General features: G+C 57.9%; 26 protein-coding genes and 1 pseudogene. 10 read left to right on the forward strand and 17 right to left on the reverse strand.

The window, feature by feature from the left end; translation table 11 throughout:
* Positions 1-87 precede the first annotated feature (87 nt).
* The 6 genes and pseudogenes from RHM68_RS26345 to RHM68_RS26370 form a co-directional block, all read right to left on the reverse strand.
* Positions 88-1,614: a SulP family inorganic anion transporter gene (locus tag RHM68_RS26345; protein ID WP_322219895.1), complete on the reverse strand. Its 1,527-nt coding sequence runs from the start codon at positions 1,612-1,614 to the stop codon at positions 88-90.
* Between the two features lie 90 nt (positions 1,615-1,704).
* The gene (locus tag RHM68_RS26350) at positions 1,705-2,436 is read right to left on the reverse strand and encodes a carbonic anhydrase (RefSeq protein ID WP_322219896.1); all 732 of its coding nucleotides are present in this window, start codon (positions 2,434-2,436) and stop codon (positions 1,705-1,707) included.
* Between the two features lie 243 nt (positions 2,437-2,679).
* Positions 2,680-3,617 (reverse strand): annotated as a pseudogene (locus tag RHM68_RS26355) (PA0069 family radical SAM protein); the annotation flags it as partial.
* Positions 3,618-3,700: 83 nt separating this feature from the next.
* Entirely contained in the window at positions 3,701-5,005 is a 1,305-nt protein-coding gene (locus RHM68_RS26360; RefSeq protein ID WP_322219897.1) for a cytochrome c, read from the reverse strand.
* 12 nt (positions 5,006-5,017) lie between these two features.
* A complete protein-coding gene (locus RHM68_RS26365) occupies positions 5,018-6,802 on the reverse strand; it encodes a GMC family oxidoreductase (RefSeq protein WP_322219898.1) in 1,785 nt (594 codons plus the stop codon).
* A 2-nt stretch (positions 6,803-6,804) separates the two neighbouring features.
* Positions 6,805-7,551 carry a gluconate 2-dehydrogenase subunit 3 family protein gene (locus RHM68_RS26370; RefSeq protein WP_322219899.1) on the reverse strand — a complete coding sequence of 249 codons (747 nt, stop codon included), beginning with the start codon at positions 7,549-7,551 and terminating at the stop codon, positions 6,805-6,807.
* Between the two features lie 306 nt (positions 7,552-7,857).
* Between RHM68_RS26370 and RHM68_RS26375 the strand changes: the two genes are divergently transcribed.
* A complete protein-coding gene (locus RHM68_RS26375; RefSeq protein WP_322219900.1) occupies positions 7,858-8,502 on the forward strand; it encodes a dual specificity protein phosphatase family protein in 645 nt (214 codons plus the stop codon).
* 1 nt (position 8,503) lies between these two features.
* Here RHM68_RS26375 and RHM68_RS26380 read toward each other — a convergent pair whose 3' ends face one another.
* The 3 genes from RHM68_RS26380 to prlC form a co-directional block, all read right to left on the reverse strand.
* Complete coding sequence (locus tag RHM68_RS26380) at positions 8,504-10,534, reverse strand: M3 family metallopeptidase (protein WP_322219901.1); 2,031 nt, start codon at positions 10,532-10,534, stop codon at positions 8,504-8,506.
* Positions 10,535-10,646: 112 nt separating this feature from the next.
* Complete coding sequence (locus RHM68_RS26385) at positions 10,647-10,934, reverse strand: YheV family putative zinc ribbon protein (protein ID WP_322219902.1); 288 nt, start codon at positions 10,932-10,934, stop codon at positions 10,647-10,649.
* Positions 10,931-12,982, reverse strand: a complete 2,052-nt coding sequence (gene prlC / locus RHM68_RS26390) for an oligopeptidase A (RefSeq protein ID WP_322219903.1) — start codon at positions 12,980-12,982, stop codon at positions 10,931-10,933. Before prlC ends, RHM68_RS26385 begins: the two co-directional genes overlap by 4 nt.
* An 89-nt stretch (positions 12,983-13,071) precedes the next feature.
* Between prlC and RHM68_RS26395 the strand changes: the two genes are divergently transcribed.
* Together RHM68_RS26395 and RHM68_RS26400 are read left to right on the forward strand one after the other, a co-directional pair.
* Complete coding sequence (locus RHM68_RS26395; protein WP_322219904.1) at positions 13,072-13,617, forward strand: gamma carbonic anhydrase family protein; 546 nt, start codon at positions 13,072-13,074, stop codon at positions 13,615-13,617.
* Between the two features lie 28 nt (positions 13,618-13,645).
* Positions 13,646-14,296 (forward strand): HAD family hydrolase, encoded by a 651-nt coding sequence (locus RHM68_RS26400; protein WP_322219905.1) that lies wholly within the window; start codon positions 13,646-13,648, stop codon positions 14,294-14,296.
* A 144-nt stretch (positions 14,297-14,440) separates the two neighbouring features.
* Here the strand turns inward: RHM68_RS26400 and RHM68_RS26405 are convergent, their stop codons facing one another.
* A complete protein-coding gene (locus RHM68_RS26405; protein WP_322219906.1) occupies positions 14,441-15,514 on the reverse strand; it encodes an aminopeptidase in 1,074 nt (357 codons plus the stop codon).
* A gap of 59 nt (positions 15,515-15,573) precedes the next feature.
* Here RHM68_RS26405 and RHM68_RS26410 point away from each other — a divergent pair, with 59 nt between their 5' ends.
* A complete protein-coding gene (locus RHM68_RS26410; RefSeq protein ID WP_322219907.1) occupies positions 15,574-15,990 on the forward strand; it encodes a hypothetical protein in 417 nt (138 codons plus the stop codon).
* Positions 15,991-16,030: 40 nt separating this feature from the next.
* A complete protein-coding gene (locus RHM68_RS26415) occupies positions 16,031-16,450 on the forward strand; it encodes a hypothetical protein (RefSeq protein ID WP_322219908.1) in 420 nt (139 codons plus the stop codon).
* A 6-nt stretch (positions 16,451-16,456) separates the two neighbouring features.
* Here RHM68_RS26415 and RHM68_RS26420 read toward each other — a convergent pair whose 3' ends face one another.
* Positions 16,457-16,696, reverse strand: a complete 240-nt coding sequence (locus tag RHM68_RS26420) for a DUF1161 domain-containing protein (RefSeq protein ID WP_322219909.1) — start codon at positions 16,694-16,696, stop codon at positions 16,457-16,459.
* Between the two features lie 228 nt (positions 16,697-16,924).
* Positions 16,925-17,356, reverse strand: a complete 432-nt coding sequence (locus RHM68_RS26425; protein ID WP_322219910.1) for an OsmC family protein — start codon at positions 17,354-17,356, stop codon at positions 16,925-16,927.
* Between the two features lie 245 nt (positions 17,357-17,601).
* On the opposite strand from RHM68_RS26425, the gene RHM68_RS26430 reads away from it, so the two are divergent.
* Positions 17,602-18,603: an LLM class flavin-dependent oxidoreductase gene (locus tag RHM68_RS26430; RefSeq protein WP_322219911.1), complete on the forward strand. Its 1,002-nt coding sequence runs from the start codon at positions 17,602-17,604 to the stop codon at positions 18,601-18,603.
* A gap of 63 nt (positions 18,604-18,666) precedes the next feature.
* On the opposite strand, the gene RHM68_RS26435 is transcribed toward RHM68_RS26430, so the two are convergent.
* Both RHM68_RS26435 and RHM68_RS26440 read right to left on the reverse strand, forming a co-directional pair.
* Positions 18,667-18,891: a DUF1161 domain-containing protein gene (locus RHM68_RS26435; protein WP_322219912.1), complete on the reverse strand. Its 225-nt coding sequence runs from the start codon at positions 18,889-18,891 to the stop codon at positions 18,667-18,669.
* Between the two features lie 127 nt (positions 18,892-19,018).
* Positions 19,019-19,234 carry a dodecin gene (locus RHM68_RS26440; protein WP_157710080.1) on the reverse strand — a complete coding sequence of 72 codons (216 nt, stop codon included), beginning with the start codon at positions 19,232-19,234 and terminating at the stop codon, positions 19,019-19,021.
* A 155-nt stretch (positions 19,235-19,389) separates the two neighbouring features.
* Between RHM68_RS26440 and RHM68_RS26445 the strand changes: the two genes are divergently transcribed.
* The gene (locus RHM68_RS26445) at positions 19,390-19,716 is read left to right on the forward strand and encodes a DUF883 family protein (RefSeq protein ID WP_322219913.1); all 327 of its coding nucleotides are present in this window, start codon (positions 19,390-19,392) and stop codon (positions 19,714-19,716) included.
* Here the strand turns inward: RHM68_RS26445 and RHM68_RS26450 are convergent.
* On the reverse strand, positions 19,713-20,606 hold the full coding sequence (locus RHM68_RS26450; RefSeq protein ID WP_322219914.1) for a LysR family transcriptional regulator: 894 nt from the start codon (positions 20,604-20,606) through the stop codon (positions 19,713-19,715). The two genes, RHM68_RS26445 and RHM68_RS26450, sit on opposite strands and share 4 nt — an antisense overlap.
* 112 nt (positions 20,607-20,718) lie before the next feature.
* Between RHM68_RS26450 and trpB the strand changes: the two genes are divergently transcribed.
* The 3 genes from trpB to RHM68_RS26465 all read left to right on the forward strand — a co-directional run bounded on the left by trpB (position 20,719) and on the right by RHM68_RS26465 (position 23,332).
* A complete protein-coding gene (trpB, locus tag RHM68_RS26455; RefSeq protein ID WP_322219915.1) occupies positions 20,719-21,939 on the forward strand; it encodes a tryptophan synthase subunit beta in 1,221 nt (406 codons plus the stop codon).
* On the forward strand, positions 21,939-22,751 hold the full coding sequence (gene trpA / locus RHM68_RS26460) for a tryptophan synthase subunit alpha (RefSeq protein ID WP_322219916.1): 813 nt from the start codon (positions 21,939-21,941) through the stop codon (positions 22,749-22,751). The genes trpB and trpA overlap by 1 nt, the downstream gene beginning before the upstream one ends.
* Before the next feature lie 122 nt (positions 22,752-22,873).
* Complete coding sequence (locus tag RHM68_RS26465; RefSeq protein WP_322219917.1) at positions 22,874-23,332, forward strand: anti-virulence regulator CigR family protein; 459 nt, start codon at positions 22,874-22,876, stop codon at positions 23,330-23,332.
* 41 nt (positions 23,333-23,373) lie between these two features.
* On the opposite strand, the gene RHM68_RS26470 is transcribed toward RHM68_RS26465, so the two are convergent.
* Both RHM68_RS26470 and RHM68_RS26475 read right to left on the reverse strand, forming a co-directional pair.
* The gene (locus RHM68_RS26470; protein ID WP_322219918.1) at positions 23,374-25,335 is read right to left on the reverse strand and encodes a DUF4105 domain-containing protein; all 1,962 of its coding nucleotides are present in this window, start codon (positions 25,333-25,335) and stop codon (positions 23,374-23,376) included.
* Entirely contained in the window at positions 25,332-25,652 is a 321-nt protein-coding gene (locus RHM68_RS26475) for a DUF2388 domain-containing protein (RefSeq protein WP_322219919.1), read from the reverse strand. The genes RHM68_RS26470 and RHM68_RS26475 overlap by 4 nt, the downstream gene beginning before the upstream one ends.
* Between the last annotated feature and the right edge of the window lies 1 nt (position 25,653).

Genomic DNA, 25,653 nt, shown 5'->3' on the forward strand with positions numbered 1-25,653 from the left:
GCGGTGCTCCTACTTGCCCGCGAAGGCGTCTTCACAGACGCCAAAAGCTTCGCGGGCAAGTCACACCGCTCGCGCCAACACAGTTATTTATCCGGCTGAGCCCATGCCGGATGTGGTGCGCAATCGACCTTCCAGCCTGCGTTTCAACCCACGCGCCTCTATCACGAGCGTCGAACCCTTCGCGGCATTCGCCCGGCCCCACTCCTCAAGCAACTCAAGGCACGAGTGATCGATATAACTCAGGTTGTTGAGCGGTACATGCACGGTTGTGCCTGCGGGGATCGTCCCTAGCACTTGCGTCAGGGCCGGCACCTTGAGAAAGGTCGCCGCGCCCACCAGCCGCAGTTCCATTTCGCCGTTTGCCGGCAGATCGATCAGGCTGATTTTCAGCCGTGATGCTTTCCACGCGAGTTTGGCCAGGGTCAGGCCGAAACCAATCAGCACGCCGGTCAGCAGGTCAGTAAAGATAATCGCCAGCGCGGTGGCCGCGTAAGTGAACATCGGCATCCGACCGTAACGCCCCAGCCCACGAAATGCTTTCAGGTCCACCAGTTTGAAACCGGTGTAAACCAGCACACCCGCGAGGCTCGCCACGGGAATGCTTTGCAGCAGGCTGGAGAGCAGCAAAACGAATGCCAGCAGCCATAAACCATGGAAGATCGTCGAAAATCGTGTGGTCGCACCGGCCTGAACGTTGGCCGAGCTGCGCACGATCACACCGGTCATCGGCAGCGCACCGAGCAGTCCGCAGAGCATGTTGCCCACGCCTTGAGCTGACAATTCACGGTCGAAGTCCGACCGTTCGCCATTGTGCATTCGGTCCACGGCAGCGGCGGACAGCAGGGTTTCGGCACTGGCGATAAACGCCACGGCAAACGCGGCGATCAGTAGGGTTGGATCGGCCAGGTTCAGCAGGTCTGCCGGTTTTAGCCAGTCGATGGCTTCCGCCAGATTGGCCGGGACCTCCACGCGTTTGACCTGCAAGGCCAGCATCAGGCTGGCAACCGTTGCCAGGCCGACACCGAGCAAAGCACCGGGAATGAATCGCAATGAATGAGGGCGCAATTTTTCCCACAGCCACATCACGGCAATAGTCGACAGCCCAAGCAGGCCAGCCTGCCAGCCCACGGAAGGCAGGGCTTGAGCCACGGCGGCAGGAAAGGCTACGAGGTTATCCAGCCCCGACGGTTTGGGGGCCGCATCGAGCATCACATGCACTTGTGACAGCACAATCAATACGCCAATGCCGGCGAGCATGCCGTAGACCACCGCCGGCGCGGTCACACGGAACCAGCAGCCCAGTTTCAGGCGTCCGGCCACCAGTTGCAGAAAACCCGCGAGCAGCAGGATAGGCCCCAGCATGGCGATGCCATGCTGGCGCACCAGTTCGAACACCAGCACCGCCAGACCTGCCGCCGGACCGCTGACTTGCAGCGGTGAGCCGGCCAGCCAGCCAACCACCAAACCACCGATAATCCCGGTGATCAGGCCTTTGGAAGGGGGTAGCCCCGAGGCAATCGCGATGCCCATGCACAGGGGCAGGGCCACCAGAAACACAACCACGGAAGCCAGCAGCTCCCGTGGCAATACAGCTTTCAGTTGCGCAGCACGCATAGTGATTCTCCCTACATTTTCTTCAGGCATGGCAAAGCCGGGCTGCCGGATTGGCAGCCTCGGCTAAACCACACAGGGATTTAGGAGTGTTTAAAAGCGCGCTTTGGGCGTTGCCACCGGAATCGGATGGCTGCCATCGAGCGGCAGGAAGCAGCCCTGATCCGCGTCGTAAGCTTTAATTTCGCTGGTTTCGATGCTGTAGACCCAACCATGGATGAACAGCTGACCGTTGGCCATGCGTGAGGCCACGGAGGGATGCGTGCGTAAATGCTGCAATTGGGCGATCACATTCTCTTCGGTGAGGATGTGCATGCTTTCGCTTTCATTCGCGCAATTGCAATTTTCCTGGACCATGGTTTTTGCCACTTCGGCGTGGCGCAGCCAGGCTTTGACCGTGGGCATTTTTTCCAGGCTTTGCGGGTTGAGCACCGCGCGCATGGCGCCGCAATCGGAATGCCCGCAGATGATGATGTGCTGCACGCCCAAGGCCAGTACCGCGTATTCGATGGCAGTGGAAACACCGCCGTTCATCTGGCCGTAAGGCGGTACCACGTTGCCGACATTACGCGTGACGAACAGGTCGCCGGGGGAGCTTTGGGTGATCAGCTCGGGAACGATGCGCGAATCGGCACAGGCGATGAACATCGCCCTGGGGCTCTGGGCCGTGGCGAGTTTCTTGAAGAGCTCTTCCTGTTGTGGGAAGACTTCGTGGTGAAAATGCAAAAAGCCATCAACGATATGCTGCAGCGCTGCATCGGCGGTTTCCGCCTCGGGGTGAGCTGGAGCCGACGCAGCCAACGGCTGTTTATCCTTGTCACTCATAATTGATCCTCTTGGGTCGGAGTTTGGGAAGTGTCCCGTTTTATCCGATGTGAAGCCAGTGGCTGTCTAAAAAACGTACAGGTTAAAAAATCAGACCCGTCAGTCACGCGGTGAACAAGGTAGCTATCGAAACTTAACTCAAACTGAATAAAGGCTCTATCTCGTGTGTTCCAGGTCACAAAAAACGTGACTGGCCTACAAGTGGCACGCGTTTTTCTCGACTTAACCCTAGGTCAATTGTCGTCAAATCAAAGGCATCTGGCGACCGGGCGGACAGAAGGCGGTGCAGTCCAGATTGAAACCTTCGCGCCGATTGAGCCGCAAGCGCTTGATGGTTTTGGTAAACCGTTGCGCCAGCAGGTCCGCCAATGGCCCCTCACCACGCATCCTGGCGCCAAATCGACTGTCGTACCGTTCGCCGCTTCGGCTCTGTCGGATCAGGTTCAGCACATGGGAGGCCCGCTGTGGATAGTGAGCCGCCAGCCATTCTTCGAACAGCGGCGCTACCTCCAGTGGCAGGCGCAACATCATGTAGGCGGCGCTCTGGGTGCCAGCGGCATGGGCCTCGGTGAGCAGGCTTTCAAGCTCGCTGTCGTTGATCATCGGGATCATCGGTGAACACAGCACTCCCACTGGAATCTCGGCTTCGCGCATGACGCGGATCGCCCGCAAACGAGCCTTGGGGGCCGCAGCCCTGGGTTCGAGGATGCGTTTCAGTTCGTCGTCCAGCGTGGCGAGGCTGATCATCACGGCCACTAGCCGCTGCTCTGCAAGTTCGGCCAGCAAGTCGAGATCGCGAAAAATCAGCGAGCCCTTGGTGATGATGGTCACCGGGTGACGTTAACGCAGCAGGACTTCGAGGGTTTTGCGGGTGATTTTGTGTTCGCGCTCGATGGGCTGATACGGATCGGTGTTGGAACCCAGGTTGATCGGTGCGCTTGGAGAGCTGCTCCTCCAGCACATCGGCGGCGTTGGTCTTGGCGATCAGTTTGGTTTCGAAATCCAGCCCCGGCGACAGGTCCCAATAGGCATGGCTGGGCCGCGCGTAACAATAAATGCAGGCATGTTCGCAGCCGCGATAGGGATTGATAGAGCGGTCGAAGGGCAAATCCGGCGGCCACCGAGCGGTTCGGCGCGAAGCGATTGTGCGGGTTGGTCGCGGTGCCGCGACCGCGTGGGGGGGGGCGGTGGACATGAAAACGCCTCGATACTGCTTTTTATGCAGTGTCGAGGCGTCGTTCATTTGGCCAGTGCCGCAGGGCGATTAGTTTTTCTGGGTGACTTGGCCCAGATCGTCGCCGGAGGTGCTCTTCATATCATCCTTGCGGAGCGCCGCCACGGTGCTCGCCTTGACCGGCGAGCCGCTGTTGCCCCAACTGCTGCGGATGAAGCTGACCACCTGCGCCACTTCCTCATCCGACAGCCGCCCGGCAAATCCCGGCATGGTGAAGGTTGAAGGCGCCGTGTGAGTCGCTGGCAAGGTGCCGCCCTTGAGCACGATGTGAATCAGCGAAGTCGGATCGTCCGACTGCAACACCGGGTTGCCCGCCAGCGCCGGGAATACTCGGGTATAGCCATGGCCGTCGGTCCGATGGCAGGCCGCACAGTTGTCGATGTAAACCGATGCGCCAGGCCTGCTGTCGTCACCCTTCCACAGTGCCTGGGCGACTTTCGGGTCGTACTGATGCGGCCTGTCGTTGGGGTCATTGGCCGGCAGGGACTTGAGGTAACGGGCAATCGCGGTCAGATCCGCGTCGGTCATGTACTGCATGCTGTGTGTGACCACGTCGCTCATGCCACCGAACACGGCGCTGCGGTCGCTGCGGCCGGTCTTGAGGAACTGCACCAGTTGTTCCTCGCTCCAGCTCCCGAGGCCGTCTTTGTGGTCGCCCCGCAGACTTTTCGCGATCCAGCCTTCCAGCGGTGCGCTGCCTGACAGAAACGTATTGCCTTCACCAGCATTCAGGGCTTTTTCCTGCATGCTCAAGGCCCGTGGCGTATGACACGCGCCGCAATGCCCCAGGCCTTCCACCAGATAAGCGCCGCGATGGACGACGGGATCTGTACCTGGCAACGCCGGGTCATCGTTGACGGTCGGCGCAAACAGCCAGCGCCAGCCCGCGAGCGGCCAACGCATGCTCAACGGCCATGGAATGTCGCTGTCCCGGTTTGCTTGAGCCACCGGCGCCACGCCGTGCATAAAGTAGGCGTACAAGGCTTTCATGTCGGTTTCGTTGACGGTGGCGTAGGACGGGTACGGCATCGCTGGGTACAAGGTACTGCCGTTTTTGGCGACGCCGTGGCGAACGGCTTTGTCGAAATCCTCGAAGCTGTAGTCGCCCAGACCGGTTTTGTCCGGGGTGATATTGGTCGAGTAGATCGTACCGATCGGCGTCTCCATTGGCAGGCCACCGGCAAACGGCTTACCGTTTTTGGCGGTGTGACAGGCGACGCAATCTCCGGCTCGGGCGAGGTATTCGCCTTGCTTGATCAGGTTTTGATCCGCGTTGGCGGCGTAAATCGAGCCGCTGGCCAGCAGGGCGAAGAGGGCGATAGAGAGTGCTTTCATGGTTATCGCTCCTTATGCCTGAACCAGCGGGCCAGGGTTTTTCAGGTACTGCTCGCGGATCGCACGGGCCGACCAGTACGTCAGTGCCGCGACTAGCCCCGTAGGGTTGTAGCCCAAGCCTTGTGGGAAAGCTGACGCACCAGGCACGAACACGTTGTGTACGTCCCAACTTTGCAAATAACGGTTCAAGGCGCTGGTCTTGGGGTTGGTGCCCATGATCGCGCCGCCGTTGAGGTGGGTGGTTTGGTAGGACGCTGTATTGAAGTGCTCACCGACCTTCTTGCCCAATACTGCGATGGCTTTGGGGCTCATGGCTTCGGCAATCTTGCCCATTTTTTCGACCATGAAGCGGTTCATCTTGATGTCGTTTTCCTGCCAGTCGAAGGTCATGCGTAACAACGGCAAACCGTAGGCATCGCGATACACCGGGTCCAGATCCAGGTAGTTGCCGCGGTAGGACTGATGCGCGCCGTGGGCGTCCATCGACACTTGGTGGGTGTAGTAATCGGCAGTGGCGCGTTTCCAGTCACTGCCCCACGCCGGCGTGCCCGGTGGGTTGGACGTGCCAGCGATGGGGCGACTGCCGGCCTGGTTGACCCACATAGGTGAGCCGCCGACGAAACCGTGGGGACCATGATCGAAGTTATCGGCATTGAAGTCGTCCAATGCCACGCCATTGCCTCCAGCCCCGATGAAGTTGTTGGTGTGGGTGTCTTTGTCGAAAAACGCCTTGATGGTGGCCATGTTCTGATAGGCGAAGTTCTTGCCTACCACACCTTCGCCACTGATCGGGTCGTAGGGTTTGCCGATACCGGACAGCAGCATCAGCCTCACGTTATGAAATTGAAACGCGCCGAGTATCACCAGATCGGCGGGTTGCTCGATTTCCCGACCCTGTCCGTCCACATAGGTCACGCCAGTCGCTTTGCGCTGGGTACTGTCGAGATTGACCCGTAACACGTGCGAATTCGGCCGCAGTTCGAAGTTGGGCAGTGGTTTGAGCGCTGGCAGAATGTTTACGTTCGGCGACGCCTTGGAATACATGTAGCAGACGTAGCCGCTGCAAAAACCGCAGAAATTGCAGGGGCCCATCTGTGCGCCGTAAGGATTGGTATAGGGGCCTGAGGTATTGGCCGAGGGTAGGTTGTAGGGTTTGTAACCCACGGCGGTGGCGGCTTTCTGGAACAGCTGTGCGGAAACTGTGTTTTTTTGCGATTCCAGCGGAAAAGGGTTCGAGCGATCCGGTGCGTAGGGGTTGCCACCCTTGCCTTCACCGACGCGTTGACCGTTCACCGTCCAGGCTTGACCCGAGGTTCCGAACACTTTTTCGGCGTAATCGAAAAACGGCTCCAGTTCTTCGTAGCTGACGCCGAAGTCCTGGATGGTCATGTCCTTGGGGATGAAGTTTTTGCCATAGCGTTCTTCGTAATGGCTGCGCATGCGCAACTCGATCGGATCGACACGAAAGTGTACGCCGGACCAATGCAAGCCGGCGCCACCCACACCGTTTCCGGGCAGGAAGGCACCGAGTTGGCGATTTGGCAAGGCGATGTCATTCACGCTATGGCGAATCGTGACGGTCTCTTTGGAGATGTCCTGAAAGAGTTTTTTTCTCACGCTGTAGGTGAGTTCATCGATCACCTGGGGATAGTTACCGTCCGGGTACGTGTCCTGCATCGGTCCGCGCTCGAGCGCCAGTACGTTGAGGCCTGCCTCTGTCAGCTCTTTGGCCATAATCGCGCCCGTCCAGCCAAACCCGACGATCACTGCATCGACCTTCTTCATTACCGTTGCCATGCTCAAGCCCTCTCGCCGCGAATCGAAACTGCCGGGAAGGGGTATTGCTCATTGCGTTCCACCCAGTCCATGAAGTCGGCGCGAGCGCCGGGAAAGCCGATCATGGTCCAGCCGACCATGTCTTTGTTGCCGCCGTGGATCGGGTCGCAGAAGAACCCTTCTTTGGTGTTTTGCAGCAGCAGATTGAAGAAAATCTGTGCGGGGACGTTAGCGAATTGCGGTTTGCCGGCTTCGAGTTGCTTGAGCAAATCATCTCGGGTAGCGCTGTCTTGCTGAGCAAAGACTTTACCGTTGAGCGCTTTCGACCACGCATCCGTTGCTGCGATGCCCAAGCGGTAGATCTCTTTGGGTACCAGTTTGCTTTGCCAGCCCATTTCCGGCGGGGCATCGGCGTTGAACGGCCCCTGCATGAACCAAAGGGCGCCGGCAGCGTAAGGGGTGTTCATTTGTCGGTCGATGTATTCGGGGACGCCAGCCTCAAGCGCTCCGGGGCCTTGGGCATCGCTGGGGATCAACTGAGCGACGGCGGCCTTGATGAATGTCCACTCTTGGGCGGTGAAGTAGCTTGGCTCGTAGAGGCTGTTGCTGACGGGCGCTCCCCCTTGGCTCGGTTTGGCCGCTGCCGTATCGGGGGCGGCCATCAGGACCGTGCTGCCCAGCGCGGTGCTGGCGACTGTGACCACTGGGATCAAGGTCAGGGATTTGCGTAAAAACTCACGCCGTGGGTTATCTCGATCTTGATCAGACATGGGGGATGCACCTCATCAGGCATTGATGGTTTTTAGCCGTTTCGTTGAACGACTTTTCGTTTTGGCAGGGATACGCGCCGAAGTCGACTCGGTAAAAAAGCAAAAGCCTGTAAACTTTAGAAACAAATGGTAGCAGGCTATGTATCGACATGAATCGACTCAATGGAAAAAGCCGCGCTTTTTCGATGAGCGCGGCCCTCGGCCGGTCGATTCACAATTCTTTGACAGTCACCTCACAGACCTTTGACTGCTTAAGGCTGAAGCTCACAGCTTTATTCTCTGTCTTTCTAACGCGGTCACCCGAGCATGTTTAAAACACGTCTTATCCCAGCGATGTGTCTGTCGTTGGTCGTATTGTTCAACCTGTCACCGACGATGGCTGACGACACGCCGTCAGTGCGTCCTGCGGAATGGGCTCAGCCGGTAGATAAGAAATACAACCTTTTTCAAATGTCCCCGACTCTTTATCGCAGCGCTTTGCCTGATCAAGGCTCGGTCCCGCTGCTGGAAAATCTCAAAATCGGCACCGTCATCAACTTTCTGCCGGAATCGGATTCAAGCTGGTTGTCTACGCCTGACATCAAGCAGGTCCAGCTGCCTTATCGGACCAACCACGTGGATGACGCTGATGTGATCAAGGCCATTCGTACCATTCAGACCGCCCAAGCTCAAGGCCCGGTATTGATGCACTGCAAATACGGATCCGACCGCACCGGCCTGATGGCCGCTATGTACCGGGTGGTCGTGCAGGGTTGGAGCAAAGAAGACGCGTTGAACGAAATGACTCAGGGCGGGTTTGGCGACAGTACCCATTTCAAGGACGGCGTTCGTTACATGATGCAGGCGGATGTTGAAAAACTCCGTACCGCCTTGGCCAATGGCGATTGCAGCACCAGCCCTTTCGCCATGTGCTCGATGAAAAGCTGGCTCAAGTCGGCTCACGTTGAGTGATCTAAACGGCCTGTGCCGGGAAAAGATCATCTTTCAAGGCGCGCTCGAGAAACATCTCCAGCGATGAAATCAGTGAACGTGAATCTCCCGGTCCGAGAACGATTTCGCGAAAAGCCCGGCCTGTCAGTGCATTGAACACGCCGTGTTGCTTAAACTTTTTGAACACCTCGATGGCGAGGACGCCTGACCATTTATAGGCGTAAACCGAAGCCTGATAGCCGGTCACGATGTAGTCAAAGCTGTTTGCCAGGCGGCAGTAAGACGGGAAGTTGAGAGAAGGAATCTGCTGTTGCACGTCTTCGAATACGTTCTGAATGCTACGGCCATCGCCTTGGCATCGGTGCAGTTCGAAATCAAACAAAGCTTCCAGTAACAGAACTGCGTGTTGCCAACCAGTGCTTGCTTGAATGGCGTACAGCGCTGCATCGACATGCGCTTCGGTCAGGCGCTCGCCGGTTTGATAGTGAGCGGCCAGCCACAGCAGAACTTCGGGAGATCGACAAAAAAGCTCAAAAAATTGACCGGAAAACTCGGCCGAATCTCGACCAAGTTCGCTGATACCCGAAAGGGTGTGGTGTGGCGAGCGTGTCAGAACGTGATGCAGGCAGTGCCCGAATTCATGGAATAGCATCCGCAGGTCTTGATGCGTCAACAAGTAAGGTTGATCGTCAACGTCTGGGGTCAGGTTGGCATTAAGTACAGCAATCGGCAGTTTTACCTGCCCCTCCGCGTCCATTCGTCGATTGCGAAGGGTGGCCGTCCAGGCAAAATCAGAGTCTTGTGGGCGATGGTAAGGGTCAAGGTAGATATGCCCGATGACCTGATCATGCTCGCTGACTTCAAACAGGCGCACGCGATCATGCCAGCGACTGAAAACTGTTTGCTCGACGATCCGGATGGCGAACAGGCGCTCACTGAAGAGACACAGTCGATTCAAGGTTCCATCGAGGGGGAAATAGGCCCGCAGGCTTTGTAGATCCCCGAGGCGCTGCTGGCGTAGCTGCTCAGCGAGAAACGCTTGGTCCCAAGGCTGTACCTTGTCAATTTTCAGTTCTGTCGCGAGCGCCTTGACTGCCTGAGCATCCCGCTCCAAGTCGGCTACGGCCAACTGGATTTGTCGCTTTAAAAACCCGACAACCTGTTCGGTGGAGTCCGCCATCCGGTTTTGCAGGGTAAGTTGAGCGTAATTCTCATACCCCAGTAACAGGGCTTTGCGGTGACGTTCGGCCAACAGCAAGTCAAGTATTGGACCGTTGTCGAATTTGCCGGCGCGAGGTCCTTTATCGGAGGCTCGGGTGGTGTGAGCCACAAAATACTCCTCACGCAGTTTGCGGTCCTTGGCATGGGTCAGGACTTGAAAGCTGGTGTACTGGTCCAACGGCAACAGCCACCCGCCGTGCCCCGCCTGCTTTGCGTTGAGCGACAGGCGGTCCTTCGACGCCGGGGATAAACCGTCGAGGCGAGCGCCATCGTCAATGTGTTTGCTGCCGTCGGTGTTGGCGTTTTCCAGTTGCGTCATAAAGATGCTTTCGAGCCGGGTGATGTCGAGATTCAAACGAGCAAGGGTCTGCTGCTGCTCGACGGCCAACTCGATCCCCGACAAGCGAAACTCACGTAACACCTTGCTCAACACTGCTTGGCGCGTCTGATCGAAATTCGCGGCAATCGGGCTTCGCGCGAGAGATTGGTAGAGACCGTAAAGGACCTGATTGCTCATTTTGTCTGCGTTGTACTGCGTTACGGCAGTGATGCAGGCTGAGCTGGCCTGGTTCCACGCGCTATCTTCGTGTGATACCCCGTCGAGAATTTCGATGACGCTCATGGCTTCAGCCAGACGTGCGTCGGTTTCATCGACCGCCAACACCAGATCGTCCCAGGTCGGGAACAGCGATTGGCTAGCGATGATGTCGGTAATAGCTTGACGATTGTCCGCGATGATTTTTGCGATGGCCGGTACGAGATGTTCGGCGCGCACCTGCGAAAAGGGCGGGAGGTCCCACGGTTGCAAAAACGGATTGGAGTTCCCAGGCATTGCGTCTTCCTTGAGTAGCGACTGAATGTGCTCAGGCTACAAAGGATGCGAAGGGCAAGGGTGGTAAATAGATACCACCTGCACGCCGGTAAGGCGTGCGAGGCGATTTGGCTCAGTGTGGCTGGTCAGGTTTTTTTTTCAGCTTAGGGTTCGGGAAAAACTGCACGGCCTGAACCTTGGCGTCCGGCACCTTAAGTGCCGATGTATTGACCCGTGTGCCCAACTCCTTGGGCACTGACAGGCCTTGTTCATTGAGGGTGTCGGAATAACCGCAGGCGACGCACTCGCGGTGCGGCACCTCGTCTTCGTTCCACATCATCAGCTTGTCCGGCTCACTGCACGCCGGGCAGACCGCCCCGGCAATGAAGCGTCTTTTGGTAATCACAGGTCCCTCGCTCATGCTGCCGCGTCCTCACTCAGGCCGCTGTGGCGCAAGAGTGCGTCAATCGATGGGGCACGGCCACGGAAGTCGACGAACAGCACCATTGGCTCCTGAGAACCGCCCCTCGCCAGGATCGCTTCGCGAAAGGCGCGCCCGGTCTCGGCGTTAAGCACGCCGTCTTCTTCAAACTTGGAGAACGCATCGGCCGACAGCACTTCAGCCCATTTGTAGCTGTAGTAACCCGCGGCGTAACCGCCGGCGAAGATGTGCGCGAAGCTGTTCGGGAAGCGGTTGTAGGCCGGCGGACGCATGACCGACACCTCATCGCGGATACCTTCGAGCACTTGCAGGACGCTGCGACCGTCACCGTGGGTGGCGTGCAGTTCAAAGTCGAACAGTGAGAATTCCAGTTGGCGCACCATCATCAGGCCGGACTGGAAGTTCTTCGCCGCGAGCATTTTGCTCAACAAGTCCTGAGGCAACGGTTTGCCGGTTTGATAGTGACCGGAAATCAGCGCCAGGCCTTCCGGCTCCCAGCACCAGTTTTCCATGAACTGGCTTGGCAATTCGACCGCATCCCACGCCACGCCGTTGATGCCGGACACACCGGCGTGCTCGACGCGGGTCAGCAGGTGATGCAGGCCATGACCAAACTCGTGGAACAGGGTGGTCACTTCGTCGTGGGTCAGCAGCGCAGGCTTGCCGCTGTCGGCCGGGGTGAAGTTGCACACCAGATTGGCCACCGGGCTTTGCAGCGCGCCCTCAGCAGTACGGCGACGGTCACGTGCGCCGTCCATCCAGGCTCCGCCGCGCTTGTTGGCGCGGGCATAGAGGTCGAAGAAGAAGCGGCCGACGTGATGGCCGTTTTCCTTGATTTCAAACAGGCGAACATCCGGGTGCCAAGTGTCGAAGCCTTTTTGTTCGGCGATCTCGATGCCGTACAGACGCTGAACGATGGCGAACAGGCCGCTGAGCACTTTGTCGATCGGGAAGTAGGCACGCAGTGCTTCCTGCGCGACGCTGTAGCGCTGCTCACGGAGTTTTTCCCCGTAGAAACCACTGTCCCAGCTTTGCAGGTCCGGACAGCCTTGCTCGGCGGCATAGGCTTTGAGCTGTTGCAGGTCCTGGGTGGCGAACGGCTTGCTGCGCTTGGCCAGATCGCGTAGAAAACTGAGCACATGAGCACTGGATTCAGCCATTTTGGTGGCCAGACTCAGTTCTGAGAAGCTGGCGAAACCCAACAGCTTTGCAAGCTCCTGACGCAGGTCGAGGATTTCTTCCATCACTGGACCATTATCGTTCTGGCCGGCATTCGGGCCTTGGTCCGACGCACGGGTGCAGTAGGCTGCGTAGACTTCTTCGCGCAGTGTACGGTTCTGGGCGTAGGTCATTACCGCAAAATAGCTTGGGAATTCGAGCGTGATTAGCCAGCCGTCCAGACTTTTAGCCTGTGCCGCGGCGGCCATTTGCGCCTTAGCCGAGTCGGTCAGACCGTCGAGGACGGCTTCGTCGGTAACATGTTTGCTCCATGCCTGAGTGGCGTCGAGCAACTGGTTGGAGAAGCGGCTGCCCAGCTCGGACAATTTGCTCTGCACGTCGGCGTAACGCTTTTGCTCGGCTTCCGGCAGGTCGATACCCGACAGGCGGAAGTCACGCATTTCGTGTTCCAGGATGGTTTTTTGTGCCACGTCGAACCCAGCAGATTCGGGGCTGTTGGCCAGGGCTTCGAACGCCTGGAACAGTTCGCGGTTCTGGCCCATTTCGGTGGAGTAGGCGCTCAACGCCGGTAGGCAGGACTCGTAGGCTTCACGCAATTCGGCGCTGTTGCACACGGCATTCAGGTGGCTAACCGGGCTCCAGGCGGCGCCCAGGCGGTCATTGAGTTCGTCCATGGCCAGCACCAGTCCAGCCCAGGTCGGTTGTGTGCCCTGGGTCTTGAGGATCTCGGTAATGGCGGCGCGGTTGTCGGCGAGGATCTGTTCAATCGCCGGTTGCACGTGCTCGGCACGGATGGCCGAGAACGGTGGCAGGTCATAGGACTGCAAAAGAGGGTTGTTCACGCTCACGGTTGGCACCTTGGCTGGAAGAAACAGGCAGCCATCTTAATTACAATCGACGCTCACCGCAGCTATCAGCAGAAGAGAGAGAGCCTATCGTGACCCTACGCACGTATCAGAACCACACACCGCTACTGGGCAAAGGCGCTTTTGTCGACGGCTCGGCAGTAGTGATCGGCGACGTTAAAATCGGCGAAGACAGCTCTGTCTGGCCGCTGACGGTGATTCGTGGCGACATGCACCACATCCGTATCGGTGCGCGCACCAGCGTTCAGGATGGCTGCGTTCTGCACATTACTCATGCCGGGCCGTTCAATCCTGATGGCTTCCCGCTGCTGATTGGCGATGACGTGACCATCGCGCACAAAGTCATGCTTCACGGTTGCCGCGTGGGCAATCGTATTTTGATCGGCATGGGCAGCATCGTCATGGACGGCGCAGTGGTCGAAGACGAGGTGATCATTGGCGCTGGCAGCCTGGTGCCGCCGGGCAAGCGCCTGGACAGCGGCTTTCTGTATGTGGGCAGCCCGGTGAAGCAGATCCGGGCGCTGACTGACAAGGAAAAAGCCTTCTTCACCTACAGTGCGGCGAATTACGTGAAGCTAAAGGCCCTGCATTTGGCTGAAGGCTACGACCAACTCTGAACCGTCTCGCTATTGCTCAGGAATTTTCATGCATTACCAAACCGTTCTGTTCGACCTTGATGGCACCCTTACCGACCCGCGTGAGGGCATCACCCGTTCGATCCAGTTTGCCTTGAGCAAATTGGGTATCGACGAGCCTGACCTGACCAAACTCGAACACTTCATCGGCCCGCCGTTGTTGCAGGCGTTTATGCAGTTTTACGACTTTGACGAGGCCAAGGCCTGGGAAGCGGTGAACTTCTACCGCGAGCGTTTCAAGGTCACCGGCCTCTACGAGAACCGAGTGTTCGACGGCGTCACCCCGCTGCTTGAAACCCTTGGCAGCCAAGGGCGACAACTCTATATCGCCACCTCAAAACCTTGGGTTTTCGCTTGGGAGATCGCGCGCCACTTTGACTTCGCCAAGCATTTCAAGGTGATTTACGGCAGTGAGCTGGACGGGACGCGGACCAACAAGGTCGAGTTGATTGCCTACTTGATGGACGAAGAGGGGCTGGACCCGGCCAACACGCTGATGATCGGTGACCGTAAGCACGACCTCATCGGTGCTCGAAGCAATGGGCTGGATGCGGTGGCGGTGGGTTACGGCTTTGGAAGCCGCGAGGAGCTGAGTGCCGAAGCACCGGCTTATCACTTTGAAACCCTGGAGGAGATGCATCAGGCGTTTTTGCGGGGTTAAGCCAGTGCGCTTTCGCGGAAAAGCTCGCTCGCACAATAAAACGGTGTGAGGCAATAGCCTCCGCTCGTACAAAATGTTCTGTGGCCGCGGGCTTGCTCCGGCCAGGGTTCCGACGAAGAGGCCCGCACACTCACCAGGACGCTGTCATCGCGCCAACGACGTTAAGGCCGCCTTACGCTCCGCAACCGGTAAGCCGCCAAGCTTTTCCACTGCCGCATAAAACTTCACCCAGTCCCCGTCTACTTGCTTGAACAGTGCCGAAAACGCTGGCACCCACTGATCGTACAAACCAAACGGCAGCAGACGGGCATTGTTCAACGGTGCATTGACCCAGGCATCAAAGCGCTTATCCCCGGCCCATTGGCTGTCACGCATCGTCCTATAGTCGCTGCGGAGCCGTTCGAATTCTGCGGCTTTACGTTGACGCATTTCCTCAGGGGAAAAAGGCTTGGCGTACAGCTGTTCAAGTCGAGCACGGGTGTCCAGCACCAACTGAATAAACTGGTCGCGCCGTTGTACCTGGGCATCGTTATCCGGCGCGAGACCTCGGTATGCGCGCCATTGGCGAGTGCCTTCCTGCTCGACAAAAGTGGCGTAAGACTCGTTGAACTGCGTGTCGTCTTTCACATAAAAGCGTTGATGAGCCAGCTCATGGAAAATCAATGTGGCCAGCCTTTCGTCACCCCAACTCATCATCGAGCTGAGGATCGGATCGTTGAACCAGCCCAGAGTCGAATACGCCTCAACCCCGCCAATCGACACATCCATGCCTTTGAGATGCTGCAAGGCTGCCTCGCCTCGCGCCGCACTCTGGTTGTAGTAACCGCGATAGGCCACGCATCCGGCGATGGGGAAGCAGTGGTTCTGTGGCGTCAGGGAAAACTCAGGGGTCGTGAAGACGTTCCAGACGACATAGGGCCGGCCAATATCGGCGTACAGGCGATAACTCTGGTTGTCAGGCAAATGCAGGTGCTGACTGGCGAACAGCCGGGCCTTCTGCGATTGGGCGAGGTGCGCGCGCAGGGTTTGATCGCGGGCCGGATCGTCAATGATCCTGGACACCGGCTCGCGCGCCCGCAGCAATTGGAATTGCCCGTTGGCCAATTGGCCGTAGTAGCTGACGCTGGAACAACCGTTGAGCAACAAAAACAACAGACTTGGAAACAAAACCCGCAAAACGCGATCAAGTAACCGAAGGCTTGGAAGTGGCCTGAGCAAAATGAATTTTCCCTGGAGAGTCTGTCCGCAAGACTATCCCGCCTGACTGGAGCTCCGCTATGCGCACGTTGATTCTGACAGGAACCCTGCTGATGCTGGCCGGTTGTGCCGGGCTGCCCGATCCAGATCCGGCCCAGGCCTGGGTCGATCTCGGTTCAAAGCAGCACGACACCGCATTGCAAGCGCTGAAGGTCGATAACAAGGCCGCTACCGACAAGCGCTACTTCGAGGTGCAACCCGGAAGCCATGAGTTGACGGTTCGCTATCAGTTTGCGGTACAGCCCACCAACATTGGACCCGATGCCGAACCGCTGTGGCGTGATTGTCACTTGAACGTCAAATTCAAGGACTTCAATGCTGGCGAACGCTATCAACTGCAAGCTGGCAATATCGGCTTCCGGCCGTGGGCAAAGCTCTACGATCAACAACAGAGAGTGATTGGCCAAGGTACACCCGCAGGCTGCCAGCACACCTGATCAGGGCTATGCTTGAAGCACGATATTTAGGACATTTCTCATGCGCAGGTTGCTGCTGTTGCTGACTGCAAGCGTCATTTCCGGTTGCCTGAGTCCGTTACCGGCGGTCAATCCACAAATGGCCTGGGTCGATTTCTCTACGCCGACACCAGGGGGGAAGGTGCTCATGGCTGAGCGCCTCGACCACAAGAGCGTGAGCGACGGGCGTTACTTCGAAGTCACACCTGGCAAGCATGAGTTGCTGGTGCGTTTTGACTTTGAGGTGTTCGGCATCGCCTCGGGGCTCATGAACGACCCTGCGGAGCGGTTATGTTATATGACGATTACCTACGACCATTTCGAGGCTGGTCAGCGTTACAGTCTGGAAGGCCGCTCCCTGTCGTTCACTCCCAGCGCCCGGCTGTATAACGCCAAGCACGAACTCATCGCCGAAGACCGGGAGGTCAACTGCGTTATATGAGCCCGGTCAAAGATCATTTTTTTGATAGATGATGGCCTTCGTACCGTAATCGCAGCTGCCGACGACCATCGCTATGTCGTGCTTGTCGGCCTCTTCCTTCGTAACAATTTCCAGCGTGTAAGACGGCACGGCATTGGCTTGAATCTTGATCTCAATCTCGTTCTTGAGTTCTTCGCAGTCTTTGGGCGCCGCAAAGGCCGATGTTGCAAGCGCGCTACAGATAACGGCCAAGGCAAAACGTTTCATGGTTGAAGCTCCATTGAGGCAGCGCGCACGTTGGGTGCGCTGAAGCTGCTGTCATTTATTCGACCACAGTCTTGCTGAGCGAGTTCTGACTTCGCTCACAATTGCAGGCGTTGCATCGTCAATCTCCTTTGACCATCTTCGGATCGCCGACCCGTAGCGAGTTCGCGGCGAGCAGGGATCCGATGATGGCGCCAGCGCGGTCAGCGCTTTTTAAAACGCCTGCGAACATTAGCTGAGCAATGTTGCTTCCAGGCTGATTTTTGCATTTAGCACCTTGGAAACTGGGCAGCCTTCTTTGGCCTTGTTGCTCAGTTCCTCGAATTGCGCCTGAGTGGCCCCAGGGATTTTCGCTTTAAGAGTCAATTTCACGGCGGTGATCGCAAAACCACCGTCAACCTGGTCCAGGGTGACCTCGGCGTGAGTATCGATGCTGTCAGCCTTTAGGCCCGCATCACCGAGAATCATGGAAAACGCCATCGAGAAACAGCCCGCGTGGGCTGCGCCAATCAGCTCTTCCGGATTGGTGCCTTTGCCACCTTCGAAACGAGCCTTGAAGCCGTAGGGTGCTTCTCTGAGGACTCCGGTTTCGGTGGAAATCGAACCAATACCGGTTTTCAGGTCACCTTCCCAGTGCGCCGATGCTTTCTTGGTAATAGCCATGTCTGCCTCCTGAAGATCCGGCGCGAAGCGTCGCGCCTTCGTGGTTTTGGGTAGCTAGGGTTCTGAGGATAGACCGAGGTGCAAAGTTCATCTCGTCAGTTCTTTCTTATAAATCTGTAGGAATTCTGATCGTGCTATTGAATCTCGGGTATATGCCCTCATTGCATAGGAAGCGCTTTTAGATTTTAGATTCGGCAGGTTTTGGTCCATGAAAAAGCCTGCGCACCCCTTGGAGAAGCAGGTTTATGAAACGACTGTCCGACATCAAATTCTCGACCCTTGATCTGGTGCCCGTGCGGGAGAACGGCAGCGCGACCCAGTCGCTGCACAATTCACTGGACCTGGCGCAGCATGTCGAAAAATTCGGCTACAACCGTTTCTGGGTGGCTGAACATCACAACATGGACGGCATCGCCAGTTCGGCGACCTCGGTTTTGCTCGGCTACTTGGCCGGCGGCACTTCAACCCTGCGAGTGGGGTCTGGCGGTGTGATGCTCCCCAACCATGCACCGCTGGTGATCGCTGAGCAGTTTGGCACCCTCGAGTGCCTGTACCCGGGCCGGATCGACCTCGGTCTGGGGCGCGCGCCGGGCTCTGATCAACAGACTGCTCGCGCCTTGCGCCGTGAACGCTCAGGCAGCGCCGATGATTTCCCGGAAGACGTCGCAGAGTTGGTTCGCTACCTCGGCCCACGCACGCCGGACCAGCGGGTCATTGCCATGCCGGGGACCGGAACCCAAGTTCCAATCTGGCTGTTGGGATCGAGTCTGTTCAGTGCGCAACTGGCCGGTGAACGCGGTTTGCCCTACGCCTTCGCGTCGCATTTCGCACCGCGTTTCATGCATGAGGCGATTCGTGTTTACCGCAATCACTTCAAGCCTTCAGCGGTGCTGGATAAACCCTATGTGATGCTCGGCGTGCCGCTGGTGGCCGCTGATACCGATGAACAGGCCGACTATCTGGCGACGACGGTCTATCAGCGCATTCTCGCTCTGATGCGCGGCCAGAGCTTGGTGCAGCGCCCGCCAGTGAAAACCATGGACGGCTTGTGGCTGCCCCATGAGAAAGAGGCGGTCGGTGATTTCCTGGGGCTGGCCATGGTTGGCAGCCCGCAGAAAATACGCGCCAAACTGGAGGTGTTGATTGAGCAGACTCAAGCCGATGAGCTGATTTTTACCTGCGACCTCTACGAGCACGCTGATCGTATTCGCTCCTATGAGTTACTTGCGCAGGTCATGAAAGGCTGATGCGCAAACGTCGCCCATAAAAAAGCCGACGCTAGGGCGTCGGCTTCCTAAACTGGACCTGAATCAGCCGCGTTTGTAGACGATTTCCTTCTTGCCCGCGTCGCAGGTGCCAATGACTTTCGCGTCAGCGGCGGCACCTTTGTCGACCACTTCCAGCGAATAGTGCTTCGTCCCTCTGGCATCGATCTTCGCTGCAATTTCGCTTTTCAGCTCTTCGCACGGTTTGCCGGCAGCCAAGGCAGTCCCCGCGATGCTCAACAAGCCCACTGCCAAAATAAACTTCTTCATCGGTTGCATTCCCTGGTCGGATCAAAAGGGGCGGCATCCGGCTGTCAGCCAGATGCTCTCACCACGTAGCGCTTTGCCATTCATATGGCACTCGGCCAGCGCGCAAGTTCAGAAGACTAGCTCAAACTCAGCTGCTGGCAATTCTGAATCCGACTTTAAGGGTCACCTGAAAGTGTGCAGCCTTGCCGTCCTTGATGTGCCCGCGGGTTTCCGTTACTTCGAACCATTCCAGGTGTTTGATACTTTTGCTGGCCTCGGCCAAGGCATTGTTGATGGCGTCTTCGATGCTGGTGGTGGACGAGCCGACCAGTTCAACTTTTTTGTAGGTGTGATGATCAGTCATGGCGTTCTCCTTGGGGTATGAAATACAGCCTAGCAGTGATTTTTAGTCGTACTTCTGTGGGGCAATTCGACATTGAAGTTCAGATTTTCTGCACTTTCTTAAAACCCTGAAGTCCCAAATACCACACGCTACTCAACCAATGCAGGAGAGCCACCATGGCCAACACCTCTTTACGTAAAGCCTCATTGCAAAGCATGGAAGCCGAGATCGAGAGTCTGCTGAAATCTTTGGAAAGCCTGAAAGACGACGCCTCGGACGAGTCGCGTAAAACCCTCAAGGCGCTGAAAAGCAATGCCGAGAGTGCTTTGAAACATTCGCGTCATTTGCTTGCCGATGCGTATGAAGAGGTCAAGGTAAAAACCCGCGAAACCGGGATCGCTACCCGTGACTACGCTCAGGAACACCCTTGGACTACAGCCGGTGTAGCCGTTGGCGCGCTGGGCCTGCTAGCGGCGTACCTGATGTGCAAGCGCGGCGATTAATCCGCTTGGCGCAGCTCGTTTTTGAGCCACTGCGCCAATTGCCTGGCCCGCCCGTCAGCGGCGCGTTTGGGTAGCCACAGCGCCAGTTGCGCCGGGGTTTCGCAGAAGCCCCATGGCGCAACCAGGCGTCCCGCCTTCAAGTCCTCGACCACCAGTGGTTCAGGTGCAATTGCGACACCCAGCCCCGCCACGGCTGCCTCCAGCAAATAATATAAATGCTCGAAACCTTGGCCGTACTTCAACGTCTTGGCGTCGAGACCGCTCTGCTGTGCCCAACTCGGCCAGGCTTGTGGGCGGGACGTTGTATGCAGCAATGGCTCGCTCAGAAGACAGGTGGCCGGCGCATCTTTCAGCCTTTCGTAACCTGCGAAGCGCGGACTCATGACCGGGCCAATACGCTCGCTGGTCAGTTCGTAAACCTGCATATCCGCCGGCCATGGTGGTTCGGCAAACATTAGCAAGGCATCCAGGCCCGGCCGTCGTGGATCAAGATCGCCCTCTGCGGCCGAGAGGTGCAACCGCAAGTCTGGCAAATCCGCGTTCAGTCGCCCCAAGCGCGGAATAAACCAGCGTGCCAGTAAGCTACCGGAGCAGCCGAGCACGAAGGGCGCATCGGCTGTGCTTTGAGTCAACTCGGCGCAGACGTTGCGCAAGCGCTCGAACGCCTCGCCGCTTGCGTCACGCAAGCGAATCCCGGCATCTGTGAGTTTAAGGCCGCGTCCTTCTTTGATGAACAGGCTCACGCCAAGGTGCTCTTCAAGCACTTTCAGTTGCCGGCTAACTGCGCCGTGAGTCACGTGTAGCTGTTCGGCGGCCTGACTGACGCTGTTGAGTCGAGCCGTGGCTTCGAAAGCGCGTAGAGCGTTCAACGGGGGGAGATCATGGCTCATGGGATCTGTGAGTTTTCCTGACAGGTTGCGGCGATCTTATCGGTTTTCAGTGTGCAACGTCAGGGGTAGAGTAGGCGTCATTGTCATTTTACGAATCTAACTGGAGCCACCCATGACCCAGACAAATCTGCGCAACGGCCCCGACGCCAACGGCCTGTTTGGTGCGTTCGGCGGCCGTTACGTCGCTGAGACCCTGATGCCGCTGGTCCTCGAACTGGCCCGTGAATACGAGCGGGCTAAGGAAGATCCTGCTTTCAACGAAGAATTGGCTTACTTCCAGCGTGACTATGTCGGACGTCCAAGCCCTCTGTATTACGCCGAACGCCTGACGGAGTTCTGCGGCGGCGCGAAGATTTACCTCAAGCGCGAAGAGCTGAACCACACCGGCGCGCACAAGATCAACAACTGCATCGGCCAGATCTTGTTGGCACGGCGTATGGGCAAGAAACGCATCATCGCCGAGACCGGCGCCGGGATGCACGGCGTGGCTACCGCCACGGTGGCGGCGCGCTTCGGTCTGGACTGTGTGATCTACATGGGCACCACTGATATCGAACGTCAGCAGGCCAACGTGTTTCGCATGAAGTTGCTGGGCGCTGAAGTGATCCCGGTGGTGACTGGCACCGGCACGTTGAAAGATGCAATGAACGATGCGCTGCGTGATTGGGTGACTAACGTCGATAACACGTTCTACATGATCGGCACTGTCGCCGGTCCGCATCCTTACCCGGCCATGGTCCGTGACTTCCAGGCTGTGATCGGCAAGGAAACCCGCGAGCAGATGCAGGCTCAAGAAGGCCGTCTGCCCGACAGCCTGGTGGCTTGCATCGGCGGTGGCTCGAATGCCATGGGCCTGTTTCACCCGTTCCTCAACGACCCAAGTGTACAAATCATCGGCGTCGAAGCGGCCGGTTATGGCATCGAAACCGGTAAGCACGCCGCGAGCCTGAACGGCGGTGTACCGGGCGTGTTGCACGGCAATCGGACCTTCCTGTTGCAGAACGACGACGGCCAGATTATCGATGCGCATTCGATTTCCGCAGGCCTGGATTATCCAGGCATTGGTCCTGAACACGCCTGGTTGCACGACATCGGCCGTGCCGAGTACACCTCGGTCACCGACGACGAAGCACTGGTCGCCTTCCATAAGTGCTGCCGCCTGGAGGGGATTATCCCTGCGCTGGAAACTGCCCACGCCCTGGCCGAAGTATTCAAACGGGCACCGACGCTGCCGAAGGATCACCTAATGGTGGTCAACTTGTCAGGCCGTGGCGACAAAGACATGCAAACCGTGATGCACCACATGGAACAGTCCCAGCAGGAGAAACACTGATGAGCCGCCTGCAAACACGTTTTGCCGAACTCAAGGAACAGAATCGCGCCGCGCTGGTGACTTTCGTCACCGCCGGCGACCCGAGCTATGACACTTCGCTGGCCATCCTTAAGGGTTTGCCCGGTGCCGGTGCTGATGTGATCGAGCTGGGCATGCCCTTCACTGATCCGATGGCCGACGGCCCAGCCATTCAGTTGGCCAACCTTCGTGCTCTGGGGGCCAAGCAGAATTTGGCGAAAACCCTGCAAATGGTTCGTGAGTTTCGTGAAGGCAACCATGAGACACCGCTGGTGCTGATGGGCTACTTCAACCCGATCCACATGTATGGCGTGCTGCGCTTCATTGCCGATGCGAAAGAGGCCGGTGTTGATGGTTTGATCGTGGTCGACATGCCTCCTGAGCATAACGGCGAGCTGTGCGATCCGGCGCAGGCGGCGGGTCTGGATTTCATCCGTCTGACTACGCCAACGACGGACGACGTTCGTCTGCCGACGGTGCTGAATGGCAGCTCAGGCTTTGTCTACTATGTGTCGGTGGCCGGCGTGACCGGTGCCGGGGCGGCGACGTTGGAACATGTCGAAGAAGCCGTCATCCGCCTGCGTCGCCATACCCATCTGCCGATCAGCATCGGGTTTGGTATTCGTACACCCGAGCAAGCGGCAGCCATTGCTCGGCTGGCGGACGGCGTAGTGGTGGGGTCGGCGTTGATTGACCAGATCGCGAATGCTTCGACGCCGGATCAGGCGATCGATGGTGTGTTGAGCCTTTGCGCCGCGTTGGCGGACGGCGTGCGTAAGGCGCGGGTCAGCTGAGAGTAAAGTTCCTGATACAGAGGAATTAGCCCTTCGCGGCACAGACTAACTAGCAAGACCGAGGGATTCAGGGCCGCACTCTGAATCCCTTTTTTGCTTTAAGTGCAGCGAGGACACACGTTATGAAAATGCCGAAACGACTGATTGCCAGCCTGGGCGTACTAATGCTCAGTGCGACTCCTTTGCTGCATGCCAACGCCGATCAGCGTGACGATGACAACCATGGCGGCCCGCAGCAAGGCCAATACGATAACCACGGTGCCAATCATGGTGACGATCACCATGGTCAGCAGGACAACCACCGTGGCGGTCCACCGCCACGGGATTTCGGCCCGGTGCGTCAGACTATTCATGACAATCATGGTTATTTTGTACGCGGCGCTCCACCTCCTGCCGGTATTCATCTGGAGCGTGGGCGGCCATTACCTCGTGGCTATTACGGCGAACGTCTGGATAACCGTGCCTTGGGTCAGTTGCCGTACTACCAAGGTTATGAATGGCGCCGTGCCGGTAGCGATGTTGTTTTGATCGCCGTTGGCACCGGGATCGTTTATGAAATTCTCGACGGGGTGCTCAACTGACTGGCCTGACGTTCGCTGACTGATCTCGATGGGGCATTCCATCAGGGCAGCTCCAAACCGCCAGAGGCCTTGTGCAAGGCCCTCAAATGTTCGCCAACCTGTTTCAGGTTGGCTTCATTGGCGGCAATCTCTGCGGCTCGGCTCGGCTCCAACAGCAACCTCACTTCCTTGTCCAAGTCCCCGGTCAGCACCTGTAGCTGTTTTTGGCGCTGGCTGCTTTCTGACTCCAGACGCTTCCACTCGCTGGGCTGCGGCAAGCCATAACCGCCGCTGTCCAACAATTCTGCCGGGCGGCTCAGGAAGCCGCTGTTAGCCAGAATCTGTTGCAAAGTCGCATTGGCCTTGTCCATGCCACCGTTCTTCAACTCTCGAGCGCCCAGATAACGCTGTTTCACTTCATCTTGGGCCAGCTGGAGTTGGCGACGGAAACTGGCCTGCTCCAGCAACAGCATGGCAGCGCTGGTGCGTAAGTCAGCTTGATTGATCCACTGTCGGCGATCCTCGGCATTCAATGCCAGCCAGTCTTCGACCGTTGCCTGTTTGATCGGTAAGTGCTTTTTCAGCACATCGAACATCGCCTGATAGCGGTCGCGAAACGAGTCGAAGCGATAACCCAGGCGTAATGCTTCGCGAGGGTCGTCCAGCACGCTGGTGTCGGCAAGCCCGCGGCCCTTGAGCACTTCCAGCAACCCGTTGGGCATGATGCTGTCCAGGCCGGTCAGTTGCGGGTTGTTGCTGCCACTGCGCAATAACTTCAGGCTCTCCACCGCGCAATTGTTGGAGAGGAAGAAGTAGTTGCCGTCGTAGCTCCAGTGCATTTCGGCGGCGTGCTCCACCACTTCTGTGATTTCTCTACGTGACAGTATCAGCGGCACTGAGGCCAGGCTGCGCAGCTCGGTTTTGGTGTATTCGTCGATCACCTGTGCCAACGGCAACACAAACAGTCGGGAGGGGTATTTGCCCACCAGTCCATCCCAGCTCGACAACTGTACGTCACCGACGAAGGCGCGGTAGGACAGCACCAGGTGTTGATCCAGGTCCAGTCGACAATCCGGGCCTCGTGGTCGCCCCGGCGCGCAGATGACCAACCGAAGCATGCTGTGGCCCCAGCGGCTGACCCAGTTCTGGTTGGCTTCGGCCAGGAGATAGTCCACTGCGTAAACCCGCTCCGGATCGACTTGGCCCAACGGTGTTTTGGCAAAATCATTGCCGGCGTTGAGGAAGGCGAATGATTGGGCGCAGGTGTCTTTGGCGGCAGGTGCCCAGCCGAAATGTTCTTTGTAATAGCGGTAAAGCGCCGGGCGTCGGCAGGCGTAGCTTGGGTCCAGGAGGAAGTACTCCATATTGACCGCCACAAATTCCTTGGGATTGGTCGTCTCGTAAATATCCGGACTGCGGGCGACTTGCCGGTTGTGTTGTTCACGCTCACCGCGGCGGCCAACGTATTGCGGCCACCCGGCTAGATCCAGCAGGCGTGGGTCGTCACTCAGGGTGAAGCGTCGTGCGGTCTGGCCGCGGCACTGATCGGGAATCCCTACCAGCCCGGCGCTGCTGTTGCGCTGGTTGCAGCGCTGGATCAACGTGCGCTCTGCCGCTGGCCAGAGGCGTGCGCGGTCGTAAATATGGGTGAGCTCATGCAGCACCGTGGCGAGCATTTCCCGGCGTACAGTGCCGTGGGGGCGATTGGTTTTTTGGGTGGCCGCGCTGCCGTCGGTGAGGCTGTCGAGCAAATTGCGATTCAAGTCGAGCTCGGAAACCAGCGACGCCTCGCCATAGGCATTGCTTGGCATTTCGGCGGTCCAGCCGACATCTATGCTTCGGTCCAGTTGCTTGAGGAAGCGCGGCGGCAATGCCTGCATGGCTTCATCAAGCAGCGCCTGGCTGGCCTGCTGTTGCGCGGGGCTCAGACCCTCGGTCTTGAGCCGTAATTGAAGGTCGGCCTGGGCCGTGTTGCCCAACAGCAAAACCGTCCAGGCCAGCAGCCAGGCACTGAGTGCCTTCACAGTGCGAGTATGGCTTCGGCGAGTACCTGGTCACTCGCGTCGCGAGCTTCCGGCACGCGGGTGCGCAGGGTATTGAAGGCAGCCTCGAGGTGTGCTCCGCGAATGTCGCCATCGCTGGCAACGAAAGTGGCGGCGTCGTCGTGGGCTTCACGGACGATTTTGGAGTCACGGATAGAGGTTGTGGTATCGGAAGTAAAATCGATGGTGCGCTGTGAGGCACGAACGATGATGTTACTGGTGGCTACCAGGGTGTGCGCCTGGGCCACGTCGGCCAACAAAAGCAGGCCAAGGGTGGCAGCGATCAGCGGGTTACGCATG

Source organism: Pseudomonas sp. DC1.2 (genome assembly GCF_034351645.1).
Lineage (GTDB): Bacteria > Pseudomonadota > Gammaproteobacteria > Pseudomonadales > Pseudomonadaceae > Aquipseudomonas.